15 protein-coding genes are annotated in these 25,312 nt (G+C 72.3%); 1 reads left to right on the top strand and 14 read right to left on the bottom strand.

Annotation, left to right across the window (positions count from 1 at the left end; translation table 11 throughout):
• Positions 1–69: 69 nt before the first annotated feature.
• The 9 genes from ABKW26_RS08815 to ABKW26_RS08775 form a co-directional block, all read right to left on the bottom strand.
• Complete coding sequence (locus tag ABKW26_RS08815) at positions 70–6,162, bottom strand: carboxypeptidase regulatory-like domain-containing protein (protein WP_348592793.1); 6,093 nt, start codon at positions 6,160–6,162, stop codon at positions 70–72.
• A complete protein-coding gene (locus ABKW26_RS08810) occupies positions 6,159–8,780 on the bottom strand; it encodes a carboxypeptidase-like regulatory domain-containing protein (protein ID WP_348592792.1) in 2,622 nt (873 codons plus the stop codon). The genes ABKW26_RS08815 and ABKW26_RS08810 overlap by 4 nt, the downstream gene beginning before the upstream one ends.
• Before the next feature lies 1 nt (position 8,781).
• On the bottom strand, positions 8,782–10,983 hold the full coding sequence (locus ABKW26_RS08805) for a carboxypeptidase-like regulatory domain-containing protein (RefSeq protein ID WP_348592791.1): 2,202 nt from the start codon (positions 10,981–10,983) through the stop codon (positions 8,782–8,784).
• A complete protein-coding gene (locus ABKW26_RS08800) occupies positions 10,980–11,576 on the bottom strand; it encodes a DUF4255 domain-containing protein (RefSeq protein ID WP_348592789.1) in 597 nt (198 codons plus the stop codon). Before ABKW26_RS08800 ends, ABKW26_RS08805 begins: the two co-directional genes overlap by 4 nt.
• Positions 11,577–11,759: 183 nt before the next feature.
• The gene (locus ABKW26_RS08795) at positions 11,760–12,152 is read right to left on the bottom strand and encodes a DUF4280 domain-containing protein (protein ID WP_348592788.1); all 393 of its coding nucleotides are present in this window, start codon (positions 12,150–12,152) and stop codon (positions 11,760–11,762) included.
• Positions 12,153–12,180: 28 nt separating this feature from the next.
• Entirely contained in the window at positions 12,181–12,657 is a 477-nt protein-coding gene (locus ABKW26_RS08790; RefSeq protein ID WP_348592786.1) for a septum formation family protein, read from the bottom strand.
• Positions 12,654–13,181: a YbjN domain-containing protein gene (locus ABKW26_RS08785; RefSeq protein WP_348592784.1), complete on the bottom strand. Its 528-nt coding sequence runs from the start codon at positions 13,179–13,181 to the stop codon at positions 12,654–12,656. Before ABKW26_RS08785 ends, ABKW26_RS08790 begins: the two co-directional genes overlap by 4 nt.
• A complete protein-coding gene (locus tag ABKW26_RS08780; protein WP_348592782.1) occupies positions 13,178–16,123 on the bottom strand; it encodes a DUF4157 domain-containing protein in 2,946 nt (981 codons plus the stop codon). Before ABKW26_RS08780 ends, ABKW26_RS08785 begins: the two co-directional genes overlap by 4 nt.
• 125 nt (positions 16,124–16,248) lie before the next feature.
• On the bottom strand, positions 16,249–18,150 hold the full coding sequence (locus ABKW26_RS08775) for an ATP-binding protein (RefSeq protein WP_348592780.1): 1,902 nt from the start codon (positions 18,148–18,150) through the stop codon (positions 16,249–16,251).
• 272 nt (positions 18,151–18,422) lie between these two features.
• On the opposite strand from ABKW26_RS08775, the gene ABKW26_RS08770 reads away from it, so the two are divergent.
• A complete protein-coding gene (locus ABKW26_RS08770) occupies positions 18,423–18,806 on the top strand; it encodes a S4 domain-containing protein (RefSeq protein ID WP_348592778.1) in 384 nt (127 codons plus the stop codon).
• Here the strand turns inward: ABKW26_RS08770 and ABKW26_RS08765 are convergent.
• The 5 genes from ABKW26_RS08765 to ABKW26_RS08745 all read right to left on the bottom strand — a co-directional run.
• Positions 18,794–21,145: an RICIN domain-containing protein gene (locus ABKW26_RS08765; RefSeq protein ID WP_348592776.1), complete on the bottom strand. Its 2,352-nt coding sequence runs from the start codon at positions 21,143–21,145 to the stop codon at positions 18,794–18,796. The genes ABKW26_RS08770 and ABKW26_RS08765 overlap by 13 nt on opposite strands.
• A 183-nt stretch (positions 21,146–21,328) precedes the next feature.
• Positions 21,329–22,258, bottom strand: a complete 930-nt coding sequence (locus tag ABKW26_RS08760) for a leucine-rich repeat domain-containing protein (protein ID WP_348592775.1) — start codon at positions 22,256–22,258, stop codon at positions 21,329–21,331.
• A 10-nt stretch (positions 22,259–22,268) separates the two neighbouring features.
• Complete coding sequence (rlmC, locus tag ABKW26_RS08755; protein WP_348592774.1) at positions 22,269–23,420, bottom strand: 23S rRNA (uracil(747)-C(5))-methyltransferase RlmC; 1,152 nt, start codon at positions 23,418–23,420, stop codon at positions 22,269–22,271.
• Positions 23,421–23,430: 10 nt separating this feature from the next.
• On the bottom strand, positions 23,431–24,060 hold the full coding sequence (locus ABKW26_RS08750; protein ID WP_348592773.1) for a class I SAM-dependent methyltransferase: 630 nt from the start codon (positions 24,058–24,060) through the stop codon (positions 23,431–23,433).
• A 17-nt stretch (positions 24,061–24,077) separates the two neighbouring features.
• Positions 24,078–25,312, bottom strand: a 1,235-nt coding sequence (locus ABKW26_RS08745; RefSeq protein WP_348592771.1) for an alpha/beta hydrolase, incomplete at its 5' end; no start/stop codon positions are given.

The following is a 25,312-nucleotide window of genomic DNA, read 5'->3' as shown; positions in this document are numbered from 1 at the left end:
CGACCAGCCAGAGGTCGCGCAGCTCCGGTCTGCCGCCCAGCCTCGGGGCATCCACGCTCCGCCGGCCGGTCACGGTCCCGGGGCCGGTGAGACCACGGCGTTCACGGCCGCCGACGTCGAGTCGAGGTAGTTCGGGTCGGTCGGGACGAAGGTCGCCCGGACCGCGTGCGTCCCGGCTGCGAGCCCCGTCGCGGTGCACGTGGCGGGGGCACTCCCGTCGGTCGTGGCGGTGCACAGGACCGTGGCGTTCCTGCGGAACGTCACCGTCCCGGGGACCGCCGGTGTCACCGTGGCGGACAGCTCCGGCTGCTCAGGGAGCTCCACAACGGCCGGCGTCGCCATCGTCACGGTCGTCGCCGCCTGCACGAGGACCGCCGCCGCCGCTGAGGCCGACGGTGCAGCCGACCCGCTGCCGCTATAGGTCGCCACGAGCGGCTGCGACCCGAGAGGCAGCTGTCCGGAGGCGAGGGGCTCCGTGATCGAGGCAGTGCCGTTGCCACCACCGCTCGGCGTGACCGGTCCCGTCCCGAGCGTCACCCCGCCGAGCGTGAACGTCACCGTCCCCGCTGTCGCGTCCTCGACCCTGGCGTCATACCTCTGCGGCGTCCCGACAGTGATCGCCGTGGGCGGGGTCGTCAGTGTCGTCGTCGTCGCGACGCCGGAGAGCACGAACTGCGCCCAGACGTCCGTCTCGGTCCTCGTGATGCTGCGCGACGTGGGGGCCACGTTCCACCCGCCCGTCGGTGCAGCGGTCACGACGTAGGGGGCCGGAGCCGGCGACCCGGTCGGGACCTGGCGAAGGTAGAGCGTCTCCGACGGACCGCCGACGACGAGCTGAGTGGTGCCCGCGGGCGACGGACCCCCAGTGATCGCCACCGCGAGCGAGCCCGGCGCGCCGCTGGCGCTGCTCGTGGCGGACAGCTGGACCCGAACCTCGGAGACGGACTGGGCGAGCGTGGTCGCGTCGGCGCCGAGCGGCGCGGTGAACGACCACGGGTGCCCGGCCGCCCCGGAGAACGTCGCCGTCCATGCACCCGGCGGCACCTGGTTGAAGGTGGTCGTGTACGTCGACCCGGTCGACCGGGCGAGCGGCTGGCCCGAGAGTGTCGTCGTGCCTGCCGTGAGGGACACGAGCGTGCCCGTGAGGTCGTACCCGGAGGTGGACGTCAGGGTGACGACGACCTGGCGGGAGGACTCGAAGAGGGTCACGTCGATGGAGTAGACCTGTCCTCCGGTGACCGTCATGGTCCGCGCGGTCGTGCCGTAGCCGGTCCTCGTCACCTCGAGCACGTACGTGCCGTCCGGGAGCTCGGAGAACACGAACGCGCCCGTGGCCGGGGTGGTCAGCGACCTGCTGGTGAACCCTGGGGAGGTGAGCTCGACGACCGCGCCCTCGAGCTCGGACGTCGACCCCGCGCCGGTCTGCCCCGTGACCGTCCCGCTGATCGTGTTGGCGATCGACGTGATCGGGACGGTGATGACGCTGGCCTGGCCAGGGGGCGGGGTGACGGTCACCGTGAGCGGGCGGAACCCCGCGCCCGAGATCTGCACGGTCGTCTGGACCGGCGGGACGCCCTGGAAGGTGTACTTGCCGGAACCGGCCGCCTCGGTGCAGGGCGCTCCCACCTGTCCCGGCACGCAGGTCGGGGGCACGGACACGTCCCCGTTGAACAGCTGGACGGCCAGGCCGTCCACACCCGTGTTGTCGACCGGGTCGATGACCCAGATCGTCACGGTGACGGGGTCTGCGGTCATCGTGAAGCTGGCGGTGCCGTCGTTGCCACCGAGGACGGGCACGGTGACCGCGGCCCCGCCCTGGTAGCCCGCCAGGGCGGCGGTGACGTCCCAGTCGCCGTCGCGCAGCCCTGGCTCGAGGATCGTCCCGGTGATGCGGTACGTGCCGTCGGCGCCGGTCGTCGCCCTGAAGGTGGTGCCTTCGAACCGGGCTGTGACCGCCACACCGGGGAGCGCCCGCAGCGAGCCGCCCGAGCCGGTAGTCACGGTCCCGGTGATGACGCCGAGTCGCGACAGCGCGACGTTGTGGACGTTCGCCGTCCTCGTGTCGCCGGCGTTGACCGTGACCTGCAGCTCGCGGCGCTCGTAGCCGTTCGCCTGGACCACGACCGTGTACATGCCCGAGGGGACGGCACCGAAGTCGACGAAGCTCGTGCCGGGCTCGGACTGACCGACCTGGGACATGCCGTTGATGGAGAGCGTGACGACCGGCCCGGAGACGGGGACGCACGTGGTGGCCGGTGTCGCCCCCTGGCACTCCTCGACGCCGTTCACGTGGCTGCGCAGCACGTTGACCCGGAGCTCGCCGTACTTCCGCAGGATGAACAGGGCAGTGGTGTTGGAGGAGCCGACGTTGACGACGACCGTGCGTTCCACCGGGTCGTACCCAGGGAGGCTCGCGCGGATCCGGTACTCGCCGGGACGCGCGAGCGTCCCGGTGCCCTCCGCCGTCTGGGCGAGGTCCGTCCAGACGACGGGTGCGGTGCTCCCGGTCGGCGCCCCCGCGGCGAGCGACACCGTCCCGGCGCCCGGCGGCGCCGAGAGGACCTCGAAGGTCACCTCCTCGAAGAGCGCACCGGGAGCGGTGCCTGCCCCGACGAGCTCGACGGTGCCGCTGAACGACTGACCGGCCGGCTGCATCTCCAGGATGAGCTGGGTGTCGTCGGCGATCGCGATGTTCGAGCGGTTGAGCGCGAGGTAGCCCGAGGCGGCAGGCACGACGATGTCCACCTGGTCGGCGACGAGCGGCAGGACCACGTCTCCCGGCTGCAGGCCCACCGTGGGTGCGGTGGCGAACACCCGGAACAGACCGTCGGTGCCGGTCTTCACCGAGACGGTCCGGCGGATCGCCGACAGTCCGTTGTAGCCGACCACACCGCTGATCTCGACGGTGTGCACCCCGGCGGACTCGGCACCGGACGCCTTGAGCTGGCTGACGAGGCGCCCGGTGAAGTTCCGGGTGGCTCCGGTGAGGACCACCGGGACGGAGCGCTCCTGGTTGTCCGCGACGACCAGGCCCACGATCTTCCCCGTGAAGACGGTGTTCGTCGGGCTCACCCACTCCACGTCGAGGACGTACTCGCCGGCGGGGAGATGCGTGAGCTGGACGTATCCGCTCTCGTCGGCGTCGCGCTCGAGCCGCAGCGCCTCGGCCTCGTCGCCGCCGACGCGCCTCGGGGTGACGGTCGCTTCGTCCGCATTGGTGAGGGCGCCGTTCCCGAGGTCGATGAGGACCGTCACCGCGACGCGGCCGAGGCGGTCGATCGTCGCGTCGAAGCGCCGCACGTCTCCTGGGGCGAGAGTGATCTCGGTGGGTGCCTGGGTGTAGCGGTACTCGTCGCTCCCGGGGCGCACGGTGAGCTGGTAGGTCCCGCTGGAGAGGTTGATCATCGAGTACGAACCGTTGTCGCCGGTATAGGCGCAGCGAGCGGGCGCGGTGATGGTGCAGCTCGGCGGCGTGGTCCCGGCGGCGCCGTCGACGGCGCACGGATCCGTCGTCACGGCGGTGCCGCGCGGCACGGCGACGACGCACGTCCCCGCGGGGACGGCGCCGACGCGCGTGAGGACGGTCCCGGTGAGCGCAGGCCTGGGGAAGAGAGCGACCTGGCCGGCCGTCACGGTCTGGTCCATGGCGACGCGCACCTTGACGGTGCCGGGCTCGTAGCCGGGCGCTGACACGGTGAGCGTGTAGATCCCGGGCAGGAGGCCCTCCTCGCCCGCGCCGGGGATGAGGTACTCGAGGTTGGGGTCGGACGTCACGGAGACGGGGCGCTGCGACCCGTCGACCTTCTGCGCCGTCAGCGAGACGGTCACGAGGCACTGCTCGCCGGGCGCCAGCGCCGTGCACGTGAGCTGGCCGTTGGTGCGGGCGTCGCTCACCCGGCCACGGATCCGCGAGGTGGACACGAGTCCGTCGCCCTCGACGACGGTGAGGACGAGGTCGGCGGTCGTCGCAGCCCCCGGCCCGACCCGCACGGTCGTGTACCCCGTGAGGTGACCGAAATGCTCGGCGGCGAGCACGTAGTCGCCGGGCGTGATGCCGTTGAAGCGGAAGGAGCCCGAGCCGTCGGACGTCGCCATCGTCTTGTACACGTGCTCGTCGTTGCGCAGGGTCAGCCCGGCAGCGCTGAGCCCGGTGCCCGCCGGGTCACGGACGGTGCCCTGCACGACGCCGCTGCCCGAGGTGAGCAGGACGTCGAGGACTGCCGCGGACGATCCAGCCGTGAGGTCGATCTCCTGGGTCTGCGGGGCGAAGCCGGGCGCTTCGACGGTCACGGTGTACCGGCCCGGGATCGGGAGGTCGACGAGGGTGAAGGACCCGGGCAGCCCGCCGGTGACGGTGGACGCGGTGCGGGTGACGTCTCCGTCGCTCGCGGTGACCGTCGCTCCCCCGAGGCCGGTGACGAAACCGAGGGAGTCGGGGCCGGAGACCATGCCGCTGAGCGTGGCAACCCCCTGGGACAGGGCGATGTCCGTGGTCCGTGAGCCGCCCGCGGCCAACGTCACGAGCGTCGACTGCGCCCCGAGACCGGTGCCGCTCGCGGTGACGAGGTACGTGCTGGGGGTGGACAGACCCTCGACCGACCAGGAGCCGACGACCCCGGTGGTGGTCGTGCTCGTCGTGATGGTGCTCGTGCCGTCGGTGATGACGATCTCGACACCGCCCTGGCCCGCTCCGCCTGGTCCGGTCACCCGACCGGTGAGGCTGCCGTCGCCGGCGACGAGCTCGACGTCGACTCCGCCCGCCGCGGCCTCGGCACCGGAGACGACGTGACGCACGGTCTGGTAGCCGGGCTTGGAGATGGTCACGAGGTAGTTGATGTTCGGCGAGAGGCCGACGAAGGCCCACGTGCCGTCCGTGTCCGTCGAGGTGCTGCGCGACGTCGCGAGCGCTGTCGTCGACTCGAGCACGAGGGCGCGTGCCGAGGTCTTGGTCAGCGGCTCGTCGTCCCTGTCGCGAGAGAGCGCGGAGCCGACGGTCGCCGGGACGGGGACCGCGCGGGCGAACGACCCGCCGCCACCGCCACCGCCGTCGGCTCCGCTGCCGGGCGTCCCCATGGCCTGCGTGTCGCCGGACCCGTCGGTCTCGATCCCTTCGCCTCCGTCCGCGTCGGCGACGATGCTCGCGGGCGCGATCTCGACCTGGACGCCGGACGGGTCCGTCGCCGTGACGACTCCACCGACGCGCACGCCCGGGTCCACCGCACCGGCTCCGTCGCCCGCACCGCCACCCGTTCCTCCGGTGCCGTCCCCGGCCTCGCCGTCCGCACCTGCAGCGCCGTCAGCGTCCTCTGTGCCGTCAGGGTCGTCGCCTCCGGCCTCTTGTGCGGTCGTCTGCTCGCCGTTCTCGTTGATCGTCTGCGTCAGCCACGGCACGCCGACGAGCATCCCGCCGCCCCACATGACGACGACCATCGTCAGTGCGACCACGCGGATCATCGCCGACGTCACGAGCGGCCGGGTCGTCACGGTGCCCCGGAACCGGGCGGGCGCCTGGAGCCCCCGGGCCTCGACGGAGAAGTCGCGTCGGTCGAGGTGGCCGGTCAGCTGCGGGCGGAGGTTGCGGGCGCGGGCGGCGAGCGTGACGGTCTGGCGTGCCGGGACGGTGATGTGCTCCGTCGGCAGCTCGAGCCGCAGACCCTTGGCGGTCTGGGTCGACAGGGCGATCTCGACGGGCAGGGTACCGGTGTTGGACACCACGACGCTCAACCGTCGGCGCAGTCGCATGCGGGAGTCGGCGGGCTCGACGGCCAGCAGCACCTCGCTCGGTGCGTCGACCGTGAGGGTGCTCTCGACGAGCGTCGTGGCGCGCGAGCCACCTGCGGCCGTCGGCGCGCTCGCGCCCGGCACGAGCGCCTGGACCACGACGACGAACGGGTACTCGCCCGCCATCGCGCCGGTGACAGGGACGAGCGCGGCCTCGGCGGAGACGGTCATGTCGGCGTCGACGGAGTCGAGCCGGACCGGTTCGGGCGCCCACCCGTCGTCGAGGCCGATGACGGTGATCATCATGTCTCGTGGGCCGTCGGCGAGGTTGCGCACGTGCACGCGCAAGATACCCGCCTGCCCTGCGGGAGTGTGGGCGCCGGGCTCGACGACGACGCTCGGGGCGCCACCTGCGGTGGTGGTCGTGGTGGTCTCGCTCATGAGGTCGCGTCCAAGGTGAAGTCGTAGATCGCTGCGTCGCTCTGCCCGAGGGTGATGGCGGTGGAGGTCTCGAGCGCGGCGGCGCCGCTCGCTGACATGACCTCGATGATGTAGTGGGCGGGGGCGTCGACGTCCTCGAAGAGGTAGCGTCCTGTCGCGTCGGTGCGGGTCACCATCCGGGGCGCCGCCGCGGTGCCGTACTCCTGCGCGGTGTAGAGGCGCAGCTCGAGGCCGGGAGCCACGAGACCGTTCGCGCGGACCGTGCCGCTGATCGACGCCGGCGAGACGAGCTGGGGGTTGAGCGTGGCGGTCTGCCCTGCGGTGAGCGTGACGATGCTCGAGGTGGACCGGGTCCCCTTGCGGGAGAACGTCACGGTGTAGGTGCCGGGCGGAACGTTCTCGAGCACGAAGCTCCCGCGCGCGGCCTCGGGGGTCGACGCACTCGTGACGGAGAACGTCGAGGTGCCGGAGGACGCCGTGACCTGGACGTTCCCGGCGGGCTGTGGTGCGCCGCCGAGCGCGGCCTGCGACACGACACCGACGATGCGTGCCGACGAGACACGCATGGCGACGTCGACGCCCGAGACGGCCGACGCACCGGTGCTCACGGTGCCGTGGCCGTCGATGGTCACGGACACGACCTGGGACGCGAGGTCCGCACGGGAGAACGTCACCGTGTACGTGCTCGGCAGCGGGAGGCCGCTGATGCGCCACGCGCCCGCGGGCGCGCTGCTCTGGGTGACGGTCTGGCGGGTGACAGCTCCGTCGCTCACGGTGACGGTGATGCCTGCGGGCGTGACCCCGCCCGGGGTGGAGACGAGTCCCGTGAGCGTCCCGGAGGACTGCCCGAGCGTCACGACGACGCCGCTGAGCTGTTGGGCGTCGCCGAGGTTGACGCTCAGGGTGGCCGGGGCGTACCCGGGTGCGCTGACCACGACGGTGAAGGTGCCGGGGGTGGGCAGCCCGCGCAGCGTGAAGCCGCCGACGTCGTCCTGCGTGAGGCTGACCGTCTGGACGACGGTCTGGCCGTAGGTCGCCACGACGGTCGCACCGGGCACCGGGCCTGAACCCGAGACGACCCGGCCGGTCACGGAGCCGTCCCCGTCGAGGAGGCTGACCTCGATGCCGTCGCGGTTCTCGCCGGCGGCGACGTCGATGCGGTGCACCTGCGTGCTGAACCCTGCCTTGGACACGACGAGGTCGTAGACCCCGGGCGACGGCACGCTCGTCAGCGAGAACTGGCCGTCCGCACCGACCGGGACCGTCCGTACGACGGCGCCGTTCCCCCTGGCGCCGGGCTCGGCCCCGGCGCCCTGGCCGGCTCCCGCGGTCGGGTCGACGAGCCCGTCGAGCACCTGGGCCTCGAGCGGGATCTGCAGCTGGGCGGTGGCCCCGGCGACGTCCGCGCCGGTGACCGTGCCGGAGAGGGTCGCCGGGATACCGCCGAGCAGGACGCTGAGCCCTGTGACTCGCTCGCCAGCGGTGAGGTCGACGATCTCGGCATCGGCGTCGGCGACGGCCGAGGGGTACCAGACCTCGGCGAAGCCGGACCCGAGGAGGCGGATCTTGTAGCTGCCCGCAGGGAGGCTGCCGATGGCGAAGGTCCCGTCGGCGCCTGTCGCGGTCGTCGCGATGGCGGCCGACGTGTCGGACTCGTCGAAGACCTCGACGGAGACGCTATCGACCGGCTGGCCGTCGGAGAGCAGGAGGACCGTCCCGGCGATGCCGGCGGTCCCGCTCGACGTGTCGGAGAACTGCGCCTGCGCGACCTGCAGGGCGAGGTCGCGGTCGGCGGCGGAGCGGGCGAGGACGCTGCTCAGCCCGAGGGAGATGACGACCGCGAACACGGTGACGGCGACGAGCAGGCCGACGAGGGAGAGCGCGGAGCGCGCGAAGCGCGGCTTCTGGATGAAGACGCCCGATGCTGCGGGCACGGCAGCCTGCTCGTCGGTCGTCGCGTCGCCGTCGAGGTCGTCGGACGGTGCCGAGGGCACCGTCGTCGCTGAGGAGGTGCCCGTGCGGCGGGTCCGCGCTGCGTCGTCGACGAAGAGCCCGAACGGGCGGACGGCGAGCGCCCCGAAGACCGGCCTGCGTGCGGTGGTGCGCAGGGTCGTCGTGAGGTGCTCGCCGGGCGCGAGCCGGAAGCGGTCCGGCGCGAAGGCGAAGGCGATCTTGTCCTCGGCATCGACTCCCCGCAGCCGGCCGCGCAGGATGGTGTTGCCCTGGTTCTCGACGACCACGCCGAACTCGCCGCGGCGGCCGGCGGTGACCGTGGCGGGGTCGAGCCGGACCTGGAGTCCCGGCTGCTCGGGGACGGTGACGACGATCTCCTCGATCGCCACGACCTGCTCGTCGGTGGCCTCGCGGACCTGGACGGCCATGCGTCGCGCGCCGGCGGGTACCCCGACGGGCAGGGTGAGGCCGACGCGGATCTCGGCGCTCGCATCGGGGAACAGCCGCGCGTCCGGGTCGTCGACGGTGACCCAGGACGGGTCGGCGCCGAGGAAGCGCAGGGAGTAGCCGGCGATGACCTGGCTCGTGTTCGTCACGGTGACCGTGACGTACGACGGAGAGCCGGGGACGACGCTGATCCGGCGCTCGGAGAGCGAGACCCTCATGTCAGCTCCCCCTCGTCGTGTCGAGGTCCCGCGTGGCGATGACGCCCGCCGTGACGGTGACGAGGCCGGTGGCACGTACCGCCCCGTCGGCGGAGACGGTCAGGGTGTAGGTGCCGGGGGCGAGGCCGCTGAAGGCGTAGGCGCCGGGGCCGGAGCTCGTGCTGCCCGTGATCGTCGTCCACGACTGCGTGCCGTTGGTCGCGACCACCTCGGTGCCGAGGACCGGGGCACCGTCCTGCGTGACACGTCCGCTGATGCTCCCGAGGGACGGTGACATGGTGACGCCCACCGGCTCGTGCTGGACACCGTCGAGGAGCTCGACCGGCACGCTCTGCGCGCCGTACCCGGGGGCTGTGAAGGTCAGCGTGTAGGAGCCGGGCGTGGCGAGTCCCGAGACCGTGAAGCTGCCGACGTCGCCGCTCGTGAGGCTCGTCGCGGTGACGGCCGTGGTGCCGCCGCCGACGCTCACGGTCACGCCGCCCAGGCCGGTCCCAGCCGGGTCGACGACGCGACCGGTGAGGAGCCCGACGCCGTCGGCCATGACGACGACGAGGTCGTTGCGCGACTCCCCCGCCGCGAGGTCGACGACGACGGTGCGTTCCCCGAACCCCTCCTTGGTGAACGTCACGACGTAGGTGCCGGGGGTGGCGAGCCCGGGCAGGACGAACGATCCGACGACGCCGAGCGTCGGGGTGCCGACGACGACCGGCTGGCCGTCGACCGTGGTGGTCACCTCGACGCCGCCGAGCGGGTTGGTCCCGTCGGTGACGGTCCCGCTGATCTGACCGGCGTCGGAACCGAGCCGGACGTCGGTGACGAAGCGGCTCTGCCCCCCGGCGAGGCGCTCGGTGAGGGTGGCGGGCTGGTAGCCCTCGGCTGTCACACCCAGCTCGTACGTGCCGGGGGCGGGCAGCGCGGGGAAGCTGTAGGTCCCGTCGGCGGCGGTCTCGGTCGTGTACTCGACACCCGGTTCGGCGGCGGCCCACTGCGGGCGGGCGACGACCGTCGCGACGACCGGCTCGCGGGTGTCCCCGACCTCGACGACACCGGACAGCGACGCCGGGAGACCGACGACGACCTGGCTGACGGGGTCGGTGATCTCCTGGGCACGCGCACGGACGGGTGTGGCCCCGGTCTCGCTCGGGGCGCTCGGGTACCAGACGGTGTCGTAGCCGGCTGCGCTGAACCGGAGGAGGTATGCGTCGGGGAAGAGCCCGGCGACCGTGAACGTCCCGTCCGCCTGGGTCGCGGCGGACGCCTCGACGACGAGCCCGGCACGGCTGGTGCGCAAGGCCTCGACGGTGATGCGCCCGACGCCCTCGCCGTCGGAGGCCGCGGTGACCGTCCCGGTGAGCGTGCCGCCGACGTCGGCACCGACCGTGCCGTCCTTGGACAGTGCACCGGCGGGCGGTCCCGTGCCGTCGGCGGAGCCGCTGGCGGCGAAGAACGACGCGGGCGAGACCTTCGTCAGGGGGTCGTCACCGAGCACACCGCGGATCCCGACGAGAAAGATGAGGGCCCACAGTGCGACGACCGCGAGCAGGATGAGGACGGTGAGCAGCCCTCGGCTCACGAGCGGACGCTGGCGGAGCATGAGCGAGCGGGACTCGGAGAGCTCGCCCGCCTCGGCATCGACCCGGAACGGCCGGTCGTGGTCGGAGCCGAAGACCTGGCGCGGTCCGGTGGCGGTGACGGTCGAGGTGACCGTCTCGCCGGGTGCGACGGTCAGCGCGGACGGGCTGATGGTCGTGCTCAGGCCACGGTCGGGGTCGCGGGCGCGGAGACCGACGTCGAGCGGGACGTTGCCGAGGTTGACGCTCTCGACGGTGAACTCTCCGCGGCGCCGGGCCCGGACGACGCTCGGTGTGGCACGCAGCTCCATGCGCGGTCGGGCCGCGACGACGAGCTCGAGGTCGTGGTGCACGGGCACGGCGCCCGGCGCGCTCCCCCGGACCTCGACGGTCAGCTGGTGGCGCCCTGCGGCGAAGGTCGGCGGCACGGCGAAGGTCAGGGTGATCTCACCCTGCGCGTCGGGGAAGAGCGGGAGCGACGCGGGACGCGCGCGCACGATCTGCGGGGAGATGCCGATGACGACGGCCGTCACGCCCTCGATGACGGTCTCGGTGTTGACGACCTCGAGCGTGAGCTCGACCGACTCTCCGGGGACGGCCTCGAGCACGCCCGTCGTGCTGAGGATCCTCATCGGCCGCGCGCCGTGCGCGGTGTCTCCGTGACCGGCCGCGGGAGCACGGACGCCCGGGCGCTGATGTCCGCGACGCTCGTGGGTGCCGCCTCCCAGTCGTACGCGTCGGACGCAACGGTGACGAGCAGCGTGAAGGATGCTTTGAGGCCTCCCCCGAGCGCACCCCAGAGGTCGCGCGGGCGGTTGAGCTCGTCGGTCGCGAGCGCGACCTGGATGGAGGAGTTGAGGTCGGCCTCGACCGCCCAGTCGGGAAGCACCTGGACGGCGAGCAGCCGGGTGAGGACGTCTCCGAGGAGCTGGTGCTCGTCCCGGACGCTGCCGGCCCACGCGCTGACGAGGTAGCTCAGCTGGACGAGCGGGAGCGGTGCACGACGCTCGATCTGCCCGTCGCTGCCGACCCGCGGAGCGGACGCACGTGGCGGCTGCGGGCTCCGCGAGACCGAGTAGAGGAAGGCGCTCACCGTGATCCGGTTGACCTGCGCCGACCAGCTCCCCGACGGGGTGTCGAACGCGAGGTCGCCCACGTCCTCGGGGAGCGGAAGGGTACGTCGGAGGTAGAGCTCGAGCGCGTCCTCGACTGCTGGGATCAGCACGTCTGTCTCCCCTCCGGTCGTCTGGTCGCCGTCCCCCGGGCCGTGGGCAGGCAGCACGCGGGGCACGCGGCGCGCACGGGGATCACCGTAGGCGGGGCCCGGTACCAGCAGCATCGGTAATCGCTACGGAAGTTCGTCCGTCGACCGACGCTCGGGTGCGGCTCGGGTCGGCGCCGGTGCCCGTCAGCCGACGGTGGTCGTCATGGAGCCGGCCATGACGACCTGGATGACGCCGCCGTACGCGCACGTGCAGACGTTCCCCTGGGTCGCGACGGGCACCCCGCCGATGGTCGTCTTCGCGGCCCCGGGAGCCCAGGTGCCTGTCGTCACGGGCACGCAGGGCATGGGGACGAGCACGCCGAGCGCCATGGCGGTCGCGGACGCGACGGTCGGGTTGGACAGGGACATGCACATCCCGAAGGGGGCGACGTTGAGGAACGGCTGCATGTCGGCGACCGTCGCGGCCGGACGGCCTTCGATCATCACGCGGTTCGCGGGCAGCACGTTGAGCACGGCCGGGGCGGCGCCGAACGGGCAGACGAGCTGGGCGGTCGCGACGAGTGCTGGGGATCCCATGGGTCTCTCTCTGTGTCGGGGGCGAGGGCTAGAGCGCGGAGCCCTTGACGGACCGGGTGAGCTCGGAGCCGGTGGTCGTGACGAAGCACAGGACCTCGCGGTCGTCCCCCTGGTCCCAGCCGCGGGCGGACGGCAGGAGGTAGGTGAAGAAGAGCTCCGAGTCGCGGTAGTCCACGCCCACGTACTCCTCGAACTCCTCCGCGCACCGGCCGTCGGCGAAGGTCACGAGCGCCGCGTCGCCGGGATACGTGTCCTCGTCCTCGCCGTCGTAGGCCACCTCCGCGTAGACCTCTTGCTCGTGCGGGAGGGTGCAGTCGGTGCGCACGACGGTCTCGACCTCCGTCGTCACCTCCTCGGGTGCACGGACGCAGTCACCGACCGCGAGCTCGAACACGTCGACGTCGGTGCCTGCCGGGTCGTCCGACCCGGAGCAGGCGGAGAGGGTCACGGCTCCGAGCGCCAGGACGGCGAGCCAGGCGAGCCGCGGTGAGGTCCGACGAGTCACCGGGCGTCCTCCGCGGACGTCTCGGCAGCCGCTGCACCCTCGAGGGCGCTCGCGATGACTTCCTCCGCAGCCGGTCCTGTACGGAGGGAGACCGACTCCACCTCGGCGAGCGCGCCGCGCAGCAGCGAGCGCAGCACGTCGAAGCTCACCGGCACGTCCGGGAGCCGGACGCCCGAGCGCAGGGAGAGCATCCCCCGCTCGAGGTCGAGCTCGACGGCCGACGTCGAGAGCCGGGTGTTCTCGCGGGTCGCCCACTCGGCGACGGCTCCGCGGGCCGCGGCGGGGACGAGCTCTGACCGCACGGCGTAGAACACGACGGCCGGACCGGTCGTCATCACCACGCCGAGAACCGGCTCGCCGCCCGCGACGAGCGGCGCGACGTCGAAGGTCTCGAGGTCCTGGTCGACGTCGAGCGTCCGGCCGTCGGCGGTGAGGGCGGCGATCACCGCGTCGAGGGTCGTCGTCCCGGCGCCCGGGCCCTGGGTGCGGATCGTGGGCTGGTCGGTCACTGTCTGGTCGGTCATGGGGCACCTGTTCCGGCCGCAGCCTTCGCGAGTCGGTCCTGGACGAACTTCAGGAGGAGCTCGCGCGCCGCGTCCACGAGGTCGGGGGCGTTCGCCGCCGCGAGGATCTCCGCGTCGGGCATCGTCTCGAGCTCCGCGACGAACGTCTGCACCTGCTTCTCCGTGGCGATCGAGGGCAGCACGGCGTTCCCGACCTGGACGAGGATGCTCTCTGTCGGCACGGCGTCCACGCGGTGCGCGTCAGTCTTCTTCTTCGACCGCCCCAGCTTCTCCTCGCTCTTGAGCATCATCTTCAGACGCCACGCCAGCCCGCGCGCAGGCTCGACTCCCGCGGCTCCGGTCGGGTTGTCGAGCGCGTTGCGCTTCTCGGCGAGCTCGCCGGTGTCGCCCCACTTCGCCATGACCGAGCCGATCTTGTCCTGCCACGACTCGTAGAAGTACTCAGGGTCGGCGGTCGTCCCCATGGCCGCGAGGACTGCGTCCCGGATCTCGACGAGGCTCTCCTCGGCGTGGACGTTCTCGTCGGAGAGCTCGCCGTCGTCCGCGAGGCGGAGCTTCGCGAGCATCGCGGGCGTGACCGTCTCGCCGTCGACCTCGTAGTTGGCGAGGAACGCCTGGGCGATCTTGTCGCCCTGCACCCCGCGCATGATGATCCCGTCGACCGCGATGCCGGAGTTGCTGCGCATCTGGTTCTCCGCGGCTCCCTCGAGACGCCCGGTCGACTCCCCCTGCAGGGACTTCGCGATGCGGGCGAGGATCTGGTCGGCGATGAAGTGGCCGAGCGAGTGCAGCGTGTCGAGAGCGCTCACGCCGGCCTGGACGGCGCTCGGGATGCCGAAACCTCCGGCGGACGCGACGGTGGCGATCGACGTCACGAGCTCGCTCACCGCGACCCCGGTGCTCCACGAGGCCTGCTCGAGGTTCTTCGTGAATCGCTCGGAGACCTGGAGCATCGGACGGACCATGACGTCCACCGTCTTGGCGTTCGGCGTCCGGGTGCGTGCGTCGAACACGGCGGTGTTGGCCTCGTCCATCCGCAGGGCGCTGTCGGCCAGCGTCATGACGCAGCTGCCGAGCCCGGTGACGGCCGTGACGATGTTCAGGCCAGGGATCACCTTCGCGACCGACGCCGCGACCCCGGGCGAGATGAGCTGTGCAAGACCGGCCGTGTCCTTCGCCGTGCTCGTCAGCGCAGTGAGACCGTCGAAGCCGGCCTTGGCCGCCGCGAGCGCCTTGCGCGGGCTCGGGTCGTCCATGGCCTTGTCGAGGGCCTTGACGAACTTGAGCGTCGCGCTGGCGCTGTCGAGCAGACCGCTGAAGAGGGTCGTGACGGTCGAGATCCCTCCGGCAGCCTTGGTCTCCACCGACTCCGGGAAGTCGGTCTCCTTCGCCGTCCGCTCCCCGCTCGCGACGCGACCGGCCGCCTCCTTCGAGGCGAAGACCGCGCCGCCGATGCCGGTGGGGTCGGACGCGTAGGCCGGGTCGCCCGTGTTGGTGGGATCGAGCTTCTTGTCCTTGCTCTTGCCCGCCGAGGCGACGACGGACTGGACGGCGTCGATGCCCGTCAGGGGCTTCTCGCTCTTCTCGATGACGCCCTCGACCGCGGCGTCCGCGCGCTCCGCGGGCTTCAGCTCACGCTTGGGCGGTGGCCGCAGCGGGATGCGTCGGCGGGCGTCGGCGAGTGCCTTGACGTCGAGCGGGCTGTTGCGCGCCGGCCGCAGGCTGATGAGCTTCGGGTCGGCGGTCGCCCAGACGAGCGCCTCGGCCTCGGCTGCCGCGGTGTCCGGAGTGTGGGTCTTCGCTGCGACCAGCGCGTCGACCTTGGCGACGTACTGCTCGTAGATCGCCTCGACGCCCTTGGGGAGCATGGAGCCGAGCTCGGCCTCGGCGCTCATCGTCGCGCGGACGCTGGCGTTCGTGCGCGCGCGGCGCACCGCGATGAGGAGGCGCTCGGAGGCGGTCTTGCGAGGAGGGGCCACCGAGGCGAGCTGCGCGGCGTACTTCCCCTCGAGCCACGTGAGCTGGTACGCCATCTCGATCGAGTGGTCGTCGGTCCACTCCGGATCGGCTGCGTGCTCCTTCTTGATGAGCGCGAGGAGGGTCTTCTCCTCCGCGAGCGCCTCGGCGAAGAGCGCGTTGAGCTTCTGGAGCGTGGCGGGCGCCTGGGAGCCGTCGCCGGCGTACGCCTCGTCCTTGATGGCGGCGCGCCCCTTCTCGCCCTCGTCGCGGGCGGTAGCGAGGTCGACCTTCTCCGTCTTCTCGAGCGCCTTGCTGTGGTCGTCCTCCTTCGCCGGCTTGTTGCGCTTGAACCAGCCGAAGAACCGGCGGACGCTCGTGCCCGGTCCCTCGGTGACGACGTGGGCGATCTCGTGCGCGAGGACCTTCCGGCCTGCGGCGTCGTCGGGTGCGTACTGGCCCGCGCCGAAGAAGATGTCGGCCCCGGTGGTGAACGCGGCGGCGGAGACGGTGCGGTTGAGGTTCGCGGCGACGGGGTCGTCGTGCACCCGGACGTGGCCGAGGCCGGTGCCGAAGGCGGTCTCCATGGACCGGCGGACACCGGTGGGGAGGGCTGATCCGCGGCCTCGGCGGGACTCGACGAGTGCGCTGGTCGTCTCGTCGAGCGCGCCACCCTCGAAGCCGACGGCCGCTCCGGGCGTCGCCTGTGCGGACCGGCGCAGGTGTCCGCAACCGGCTCCGTGGGCGTGCGGTTCCCCTGCCCCGTCGTCGCCGACGCCGGTCCCGGCGCTGCTGTCGAGGCGGCGCAGCGCACGGTCGGCGAGGGCGTCGGCGTCCTGCTCGGCGGTGGCGTCGGCCCGACCGACCATGAGGCCGGCGACGGGCTGCGGGTCGGCGGCGACCGTCGCGTCGGTGTGGATGGCCGGGGCGAAGGTCTCGGCGCGGGGCGCGGGCCGTTCGTGGTCCTGCACGTTGGTCACGCTCACGACGTCTCCGCTCGTTCGGGCCTCGGCCGCCGCGCGAGGGCTGGTGCTGACCCGCGCCTCGCCATCCTCGGTCGCCGGGGCGGGCGAGCACTACCGCAATCGCTACTGAACTTCTGCGGCGTGGCTCAGGCGAAGGCGTTGGCGGGGACGCGCCGGCCGAGCTTGGTGTACTCGCGCTGGACGGCGAAGTGGAGGTCGCGCATGCCGACGAGGCGGGATGTGGCGACCGCTTCGTAGGCAGCGGAGAGGACGATGTTGCGGATGTCTCCCCCGGCGACCTCGAGGTGTGCTGCCAGGGCGTCGAGGTCGACGGGGTCCGCGGGGTCGGTGCCTGGGAGCTGGTCGAGGTGGTGCTCCCAGAGGCTGCGCCGCGTGGGGACGTCCGGGTCGGGGAAGTGGATCATGAAGTGCAGGCGCCGGGCGAAGGCCTGGTCGAGGTTCCCTCGGAGGTTGGTCGCGAGGACGGTGATCCCGTCGAAGGACTCCATGCGCTGGAGGAGGTAGGCGACCTCCTGGTTGGCGTAGCGGTCCTTGGAGTCGCTCACGCTCGAGCGGCTGCCGAAGAGGGAGTCGGCCTCGTCGAAGAAGAGCACGCAGTTGAGCGACTCCGCCTCGGCGAAGACCTTCTCGAGGTTCTTCTCGGTCTCGCCGATGTACTTGTCCACGACTGTGGACAGGTCGATCTGGAAGAGGTCCATGCCGAGGGCGTCGGCGACGACGTGCGCCGCGAGGGTCTTGCCGGTGCCCGGGCTGCCGGAGAACAGTGCGGCGATTCCGGTGCCCTTGCCACCCTTGCCCTGGAGGTCGCCGAGAGCGAAGACCTCGTCGCGGTGCTGCGCCCAGCCGATGAGGCGGTCGACCTCGGCACGCGTGCGCTCGGGCAGGACGAGGTCGTCGAGCGTCGCGGCGCTGGAGCCGGGGCGTCGGGAGGCGGCGGAGTGACCGGAGCCGCGGCCGAGCCGTCGTGCGGAGTCCTTGACGGTCGCGGCGGTCAGCGGGGTGCCGGCACGGTCTGCGGTGCGGCGGGCGTGGCGGCCGACGACGGTGATCTGCTCGGGAGTGAGCCGGAGCCCGGTGATGGCGCCGTCGGGCAGCTGTCCGCCGAGGGCGAGCCACCACAGCTCGCTGCGCTGCTCGGTGCTCAGGCGGGGCGCGGCGACGGAGACCGGGAGCTCGGCGGCCCAGGCAGGATTCCAGCCGGACGTCCCGACGGCGAGCACCGGCGCCGGGGAGGTTCGCAGGACGTCCACGGCCGGGGCCGCGAGGTCGGCTCCCGCGAGGACGAGGACAGCGCCGCCGAGCGCCGCCTCGAGGACGAGGTCGGCGACGAGCTCTCGTGCGATGCCTATGGGGATGCCGGGTGCCTCGCCGGGGACGTCGGCGGCGGCGGGTGCTCGGCGGAGGTCCGCGAGGAGGCAGACGACCTCGAGCTCCATGCAGGCGGCAGCGGCGAGCGCCACGCCGGCCGTGCCGGGCGGCGACGCGATCCACACGAGCCCTTCTCCTGCGGCCAGTGCACCGGCGACCGCTGCGGTGCCGTCGACGGCGACGGGCGTGACACGTCCGAGGAGCGGCAGCAGGTGGGCCGGCGGGGTCGGGTCGCCCAGGAGGTGCGCGACCACCCGTTCGGCGACCTGCAGTCGGCGGGAGAGCAGGACGTCGTCGCCCGTGAGGGAGAGCAGCCGGTGGCGTCGGAGCGGGCTGAGCGCGGCGAGGCGCACACGCGCCGCGCCGTCGAGCGTGGACAGGCCGACGAGCTCGAGCGCGAGCGCGACGGTCGGGCGGGCGGGTCCGTCCTCGCCGGAGAGCAGCCCGAGCAGGAGGTGGGCCGACGGGTGGAGCTCGCCGAGCAGGGCGACGGCGAGCAGCCGCTCGTCCGCACGCGTGAGGCCGAAGGTCGTCGCGAGAGCAGAGCACGGTTCAGCGAGGCGCGTCAGCTCGGCACGCTCCGCGCTGAGCACGGCGTGGGCACCGCGCGCGCGGGACTCCGCGGACCAGCCGGGTCGACGGTCGATCGCGGCACCCATCTCGTCGACGAGGGCGCCGAGCAGGTCGACGTCCGCGCGCGCGGGGTCACGGGGCTCGTGGTCGGGGGGTGGGACGGCGATGGTGCGCTCCTCGGGTCGTCCCCAGGCTGCTCGGTCCCGGGTCGGCTGAGCACAGGGTACAAGTGCCGTCCGCTCGGCCCACGGACGTATGATCCGAACGACACGATCCGCAAGGGTCGGCGACCCGAATCACCCGACCGTCCGGGGCCGCCGCGACCGTGGAGCGCACCGCCCGACGACAGGAGCCGCCCGTGCAGGACGCAGGAACGCAGGCTCGCGTCGACAGCTGGGTCTGGGCGGTCCGTCTGTTCCGCACCCGCACGCTGGCTGCCGCCGCCTGCAAGGCGGGCCACGTCAAGGTCAACGGCGAGAAGGCCAAGCCAGCCACTGCCGTGCGGGTCGGTGACGAGGTGCGTGTGCGGGGCGAGGGCCCCGAGCGCATCGTCGAGGTGTCGCGGATCGTCGTCAAGCGCGTGGGTGCGACGGTCGCCGCAGAGTGCCTGGTCGACCGTTCGCCACCTCCCCCGCCCCGGGAGGAGGTGGCGTTCGTGCCGTACCGCGACCGCGGTGCCGGCCGTCCGACGAAGCGCGAGCGCCGTCAGATCGACGAGATGCGCGGCCGTCAGGGCGTGTAGATGCTCGGCTTCGCCGGCGCCGTGAACCCGTCTCCGAGGAAGAAGCTCGGGTGCGGCGGCTGGTTGTAGGCCGTGTTCTGCCACGCGATCGCCGTGCGGTACTGGGCGTCGTGGAGCAGGGTCGTCACGCGGTGCGGCGTCTCGACCGGCGTCGCGTAGATGCGCAGCGCCGAGCTGTCGGACGTCGGCCACACGACCTCCTCGCGCCAGTCTCCCCACAGGTCGCCGGAGAGGCTGGGCGTGGCCTTGGTCCCGTTGTTCGACGTGACGCCGGTGGCGGTGAGCAGGCGTGCGTCGCCCGAGGTCCCGTACTTGCTGATCTGGGTCCGGTCGACGAGCTCGCGGACCGGGTCGCCGTCCCACCAGGCGAGGAAGTTCGTGCTGCTGGGCTTGCGGCCCACGGACGCGCCGGTGGCTCCGTTCATGAGGCTGGCGTCGGCCGACGACCACGCCTCGGCGCCGGGGCTCCCGGCGAAGATGTCGGCGGAGACGCCGCGGCCGTTGTCGGCGCCCGACGCCGTCTTCCACAGGAGCTGGCCGGTGCTGGCGTCGGCCATCCAGGAGCTCGGCTGGCTCGTGGACTCGTTGACCTTGAAGTACTCGAGGCCTGGGCGGCTCGGCACGAGGTCGCCTACATGACCGGCGTCGCCGTGGCCCGTGGCCGCGTTCCAGAGGCGCGAGCCGTTGTCGTCGATGGCGAGCGCCCCGTAGAGGATCTCCTGCTTGCCGTCGGCGTCGACGTCGGCGACGGACAGCGAGTGGTTGCCCTGGCCGGCCGTCCCGGAGTTCGTCGACGAGCCGGAGTCGAAGGTCCAGCGGCGCTGGAGCGTCCCGTCGCGGAAGTCCCAGGCCACGACGACGGAGCGTGTGTAGTAGCCGCGCGCCATGACGAGCGACGGTCGCTGCCCGTCGAGGTATGCGGTGCCGGCGAGGAAGCGGTCGACGCGGTTGCCGTAGCTGTCTCCCCAGGAGGAGACGGTGCCGCGCGCGGGCACGTAGTCGACGGTGGAGAGGATCGCACCGGTGCGCCCCTCGAACATCGTGAGGAACTCGGGACCGGCAAGGACGTATCCGGCGGAGGAGCGGTGGTCGGCGCTCGCGCTGCCGATCGTCTGTCCGGTCCCCGACCTCGTGCCGTCGGCAGTCTTCAGGGCGACCTCGGCCCGACCGTCTCCGTCGTAGTCGTAGACCTGGAACTGCGTGTAGTGCGCGCCGGCACGGATGTTCCGGCCGAGGTCGAGACGCCACATCCGCGTGCCGTCGAGCTCGTAGGCGTCGAGGTAGACGTTGCCCGTGTACCCGGACTGCGAGTTGTCCTTGGCGTTGGACGGGTCCCACTTGAGGACGATCTCCAGCTGGCCGTCTCCGTCGAGGTCGCCGACGCTCGCGTCGTTCGCGGCGTAGGTGTACGCGACACCGTCGGGGGTGGTGCCGCCCGCGGGCTTCTGGATGGGCACGTCGAGGTACCCGTTGGCGAAGGTGAGAGACGCGCCTGACGCGGGCTGCTCGACGCCGCCCACGACGGCCCGGACGGTGTAGCTCGCGTTCGCCGCCGCGCCGGAGTCGTAGAGGTTCGTCGACCCGGTGATCGGTGTCGAGGTGATCCTCGTCCCGGCCCGGTAGACGTGATAGCCGGTGCTCGTCGCCTCGGTCCCGAGGAGGCGCCACTGGACGAGGTTGCCGTTCCCCGACCGCACGCTGATGAGGCCACGATCGAGGTCCTCTGCCTGCCAGGACCCTGCCACAGGGGTCGTGGGTGTCGGAGTGGTCGGCGTCGTGCCTGCCTCGGTCAGCTGGAACTGCAGGGCCCCGGACGCGGCGCAGGTCTCCTGGACGATGGCCGCTCCGCTCGCGCGCGACGCCCCGCGGACCGCCATGCACAGCCCGCTCGACACGCTCTTGAGCTGGTACCCGCTGCCCGACGCGGTGATGAACCACTGCTGGTTGGCAGAGGCGGCGTTGCAGCGGTACTGGATGAGCTGGACGTCTCGAGCGGTCGAACGTGCGGGCACGTCGATGCACTTGCCGGACGCGACGCTCGCGAGGGTGTACGCACCGGAGGCTGTCGCTGCGAGCGTGACCTGCTGCCAGCCCGCTCCTGGGGTGCAGCCCCACTGCTGGACGAGGGCGTTGTCGGCCGTCGAGCCGCCGGTGATGTCCAGGCACAGCCCGCTCGCGACGTTGGAGACGGCGAACGTCCCGCCGTCGCGGGGTGCCGCGGCAGCAGCAGGGCTCACGATGCCCGCGATGCTCCCGAGCGCACCGACGAGCACGGCGAGGGTGGCGACGGCGAACCGGCGGGGCCGGGACGGGGAGGGGTGGTTCAGGGGAGGGCGCACGGGATCTCCAGCGACTCGGCGACGGGGTCGGCGCGGAGGGGGCGAACCGCCCGCGGCGAGCCGAAACTAGCACCGCATTCCTGTCGAAAGGTCCCGTATGAGATCTTCTCATCGAGGCTGAAACGTTTCAGCCACCGGCGTCGCGAGGCGTCTGTCGCCGAGCGCGGCACCTCTGGTCGGCCGTCAGGCGAAGCCGCCGACGTAGACGCCGCTCGCTTCCAGCTCGTCGAGCCCGGTCATGCCCGTCCGGGAGGACCCGGTGAAGTCGACGCCCAGCAGGGCAGGCAGGTCACGGAGCTGCGCCACGTCGGTCAGCGGGTTGCCACCGATCCACAGCTCGTCGAGGACCGGGAAGCCGGTGAACGCGGTCGTGTCGGTGATCGCGTTGTCGGCGACGTCGAGCATGACGAGGGCTGGGAGGTCCGCGATCGGCGCTACGTCGGCCACCGCGTTGCGCGGGACCCTCAGACGGTTGAGCTGCGGGAGCCCGGCGAGCGGCGAGAGGTCGGTGACCACGTTGTCCGTGAGGTCGAGCTCGGTGAGCCCGCTGAGCGCCGCGAGCGGTGCGACGTCGCCGATCGCGTTGTCCGCGAGGCCGAGGAACCGCAGATCCGTCAGGTCGGCGAGCGGCGCCAGGTCGCGCAGCTCGTTGCCGGAGAGGCCGAGGTCGGTGAGGACCGGGAGCTCGCGCAACGGTGCCAGGGTGCTGACCTGGTTGTTCGTCAGGGTCAGCCGGCTGAGCTTCTCGTGGCCGGCCAGCGGGCCGAGCTCGACCACGGCGTTCCCGGTGAGGTCGACGACGGCGACCTGGCTGAGCCGTTCCATCCCGGAGAGGTCGGTGATCGGGCCTGCCGGCCTCGAGGCAGTGTCACCGGCGACGGTGCGGTCGACGGCGCAGGAGAGCGTGAGGACGTCCTCGAGATCGTCGTCCGACACCTTCTCGTCCGGTGACCCGGCCCCCATCGCCTCGGCGACGCACCCAGCAAGGGCTGGATCGGGGAAGAGGTCTGCGAGCGTCGACGTCGACGCCAGCAACGAGCACCCGGTGAGGCACGACGCGCCGAGCCCGAGCGACAGCACGACGACGAGGGCCGGTACGGGACGTCTGAGCACGGCGGTCACCCTATCCCGGTACCCGCTCGAGGAGCGTGACGACCTCGTAGTGGCTGGTCTGCGGGAACATGTCGAGCAGGCGCGCTCGGCGGGGCCGGAGCGACGGCATCGCTGCGAGGTCCCGGGCGAGGGATCCTGAGTGACAGCTCGAGTAGATGACGTGCTGCACGGAGGACCGCTCCAACCAGGCACACAGGTCGGGGCCGATGCCTCGTCGTGGTGGGTTGACGATGACGAGCTCCGGGGCCGGGACGTCCTCGCCGAGCGCGAACGACGTGGCATCCCCTGCGGCGAACGTGACCCGGTCCAGGCCTGCCTCGCGGGCGCTGTGCGTCGCGCTGACGATGGCCTCGCTGCTCACCTCGATGCCGACGACGTCTCGTCCGGTTGCCGCACCGCGACCGTCGACGGCGCAGTGCAGCGCGAAGCCACCGACACCGCAGTAGAGGTCCCATGCCGTGGCCGGGGCGAGCTCGGCCACCCACTCCTGCGCCTGCCGGTAGAGGGCTGCGGCGACCTCGGTGTTCGTCTGGAAGAAGCTCTGCGGCCGCAGGTGCAGGTCGATCCCGTTGAGGCGCATGGTGAGCGTCTCCTGGGCGGTGAGGAGGATCTCCCGCTCCCCCTCGACGACGGCCTTGTGCTCGGGCTGGAGGTTGACGGAGACGACGACGAGCGCCGGCAGCGCTGCCTGGAGCGCAGGCAGGTGCTTGCGGATCCGGGTGACGGCCTCTTGCGAGCGCAGGACGAGGCGCAGCATCATCTCGCCGTCCGGCGACAGGGTGACGAGCAGGAACTTCAGCTCTCCGCTGCGGCGTACGACGTCGTACGGCTCGATACCCGCTCGCGTGACGAACTCCGCGAGGACCGGGAAGGCCGCGCTGAGCGCCGGCGGGTAGAGCGGGCACCCGCGCAGGTCCGTGCCCTGCAGCGCCTCGTCGAGGATGCCGAGCGTCGGCTCCGCAGCGGTGCCGCTGACGACCATCTTCGCCTTGTTGCGGAACCCGGCCTCCGCGCTGACGACGGGCGGCAGCCACTCGAGGTCGGCGTGGGCTCCCAGGACGTGCTCGCAGTGCGCCTGCTTCCCCGCGATCTGCTCGGCGTAGGGCTGCTCGATCAGCGTGCAGGATCGGCACCGTTCTGCGACGTAGTACGAACAGTGCATGCGACCGAGCCTACGGGAGCGCGCGGACCTCTCCGCGCGCTCTGCTCTGGCCCGGCCGCGTCCAGGTGAGCACGTAGCGGTAGTACAGGCCCCGTCGGATCCGGACCCCGGGCATGAGCTCGCGGGCGACCTCACGAACCTCGGCGAGGCTCTCGACAGGGTCGACGAACACGACGTCGGGATCCGTCTCGTGGCGCAGAGCCCCCATGACCCGCGCGACGGGGATCGTCAGACCGGACACGAACCAGTCGAGCGCGGTCCGGTTCGCAGCGAGCCCGACGACGACGAGGCGCCCGCTCGGTGCGACGAGGGAGCGGGCGCGCTCCAGCCCTGCTCGAAGGTCCATGTGGTGCAGGACTGCGACCAGCGTCACGAGGTCGAACTCCGCGCCGTCGTGGTGCTGCTCGAGCAGCCCGGACCGAGCGAGGGAGACGTTCGTGAGTCCTGCGGTCCGGGCCTGGGCGACAGCGAGGGCACGCGGGTCCGGCTCGATGCCGGTCACCTGGTCGCTCACCGCAGCGAGTCGCTGGACGAGCAGCCCGTCCCCGCACCCGACGTCGAGCGCACGACCACGTGCTCGACGCGCGTGGCGGAGGATCAGTGGGTGAAAGGCCGTGTTGTGGTTCCAGTACTCGCGCACCGCGACATCGTTGCACCTCAGCCGTGCGCGGCGACAGCCTGCTGGCCGGCTCCTCCCGACCGACCGCCTCGCTCGACGAGGAGGCCGGTGCGCTCGAGGACGTTCTCGCTCTCCCACACGCGCGGATCGTGGGTGGCACCGTGGTCCAGGCGCCAGGCAGCCAGCAGGACCTCGACGACCGTCGGCGCCGCGGGCAGTCGCTGCGGGGTCCGCGCGAGGGCGAGCACCGGGTCGAACCGCAGCCGGACGTCGACCGTCCGACCGGCCGCCGCAGCGGCCACGACCTCGGTGGTGGCCGGCGAGCTGAGCAGCACGAGCTCCTCGACGGGCGTCCCTGCCAGGCGTGCTCGCGCGGCCACCTCACCTCCGTAGGAGTGTGCGAAGAGCGTCCGCAGACCACCGGGCGCGATCTCGGCGGTCCAGTCGGCGAGGTCCTGTGCAGCGAGCCTGCGCTGGTCGCCGCTGGGCGATCCGCTCCAGCCGTAGCGCGCGCCTCCGCCATACAGGCCGGGTCGGACTCTGCGTGCGACGAAGGTGTGGAAGTCTCCACCGGGCCGCCACCATCGCCCGTCCCAGCCCCAGGTGCCGTGGACCATCGTCGCGACGTTGGTGCCGGGCTCCTCGACGCCGGGAACGACCGGAGGCACCGCAGCAGCCCCCCGAGCGCTGACACCCCGCTGGCGCACCAGGACGTCGGCCGCACCGGCGAAGGAGCGCACGACCGCGTCGGTTGACCGCGAGGCGAGGTCGAGCCGGCGGCGAACCTGGTGCTCGAGCCCGGGCGGTGGGGCGTCAGCGGCTGGATCGCCGCCTGGCGGCGCGGAGCCGTCGACCTCTCCCCAGAGCGTCGCCGCGGCTGCGGTCGACTCCCGCTCTCTGGGGCTGTCCAGCATCGAGAGCGCGAACGCACGAGCCGCGTGACGGGACGGGCGTTCGTTGAGCTCTTGCCACCGACTCATGCACCGCTCGCGAAGCTCTCGGTCCTCGGACGGCGCCCGGAGCGTCTCGGGCCAGCCGGAGTCGGTACCGTCCCCGCCCCACCGGTCCGGTCGCTCGACGATCCTCGCGGCGAACCCCAGCGCCTGCAGCTCTGCGTCCAGCCCGACGCACGCCGCTCCGTCGTGCCCCAGGAGCGGAGCGAGCGCGACGGCCCGGGAGACGTTCGTACCCTCGAACCTCTCCGGGACGAGGAACGTCTCCGGTTCGGCAGACACCTCGAACGTGTCGTCCGCCAGGCCACCGTCCTTCGTGC

The organism is Sanguibacter sp. 25GB23B1 (assembly GCF_040012415.1).
In the GTDB taxonomy this organism is placed as follows: domain Bacteria; phylum Actinomycetota; class Actinomycetes; order Actinomycetales; family Cellulomonadaceae; genus Sanguibacter.
The sequence above is the reverse complement of the archived record's forward strand: the minus strand, read 5'-3'. Positions and strand labels throughout refer to the sequence as shown.

Bases quoted from the DNA above. Each gene is read 5' to 3' on its own strand.
- ABKW26_RS08815 (WP_348592793.1), bottom strand. From the start codon at position 6,162: ATGAGCGAGACCACCACGACCACCACCGCAGGTGGCGCCCCGAGCGTC.
- ABKW26_RS08810 (WP_348592792.1), bottom strand. From the start codon at position 8,780: ATGAGGGTCTCGCTCTCCGAGCGCCGGATCAGCGTCGTCCCCGGCTCT.
- ABKW26_RS08805 (WP_348592791.1), bottom strand. From the start codon at position 10,983: ATGAGGATCCTCAGCACGACGGGCGTGCTCGAGGCCGTCCCCGGAGAG.
- ABKW26_RS08795 (WP_348592788.1), bottom strand. From the start codon at position 12,152: ATGGGATCCCCAGCACTCGTCGCGACCGCCCAGCTCGTCTGCCCGTTC.
- ABKW26_RS08785 (WP_348592784.1), bottom strand. From the start codon at position 13,181: ATGACCGACCAGACAGTGACCGACCAGCCCACGATCCGCACCCAGGGC.
- ABKW26_RS08775 (WP_348592780.1), bottom strand. From the start codon at position 18,150: ATGGGTGCCGCGATCGACCGTCGACCCGGCTGGTCCGCGGAGTCCCGC.
- rlmC (WP_348592774.1), bottom strand. From the start codon at position 23,420: ATGCACTGTTCGTACTACGTCGCAGAACGGTGCCGATCCTGCACGCTG.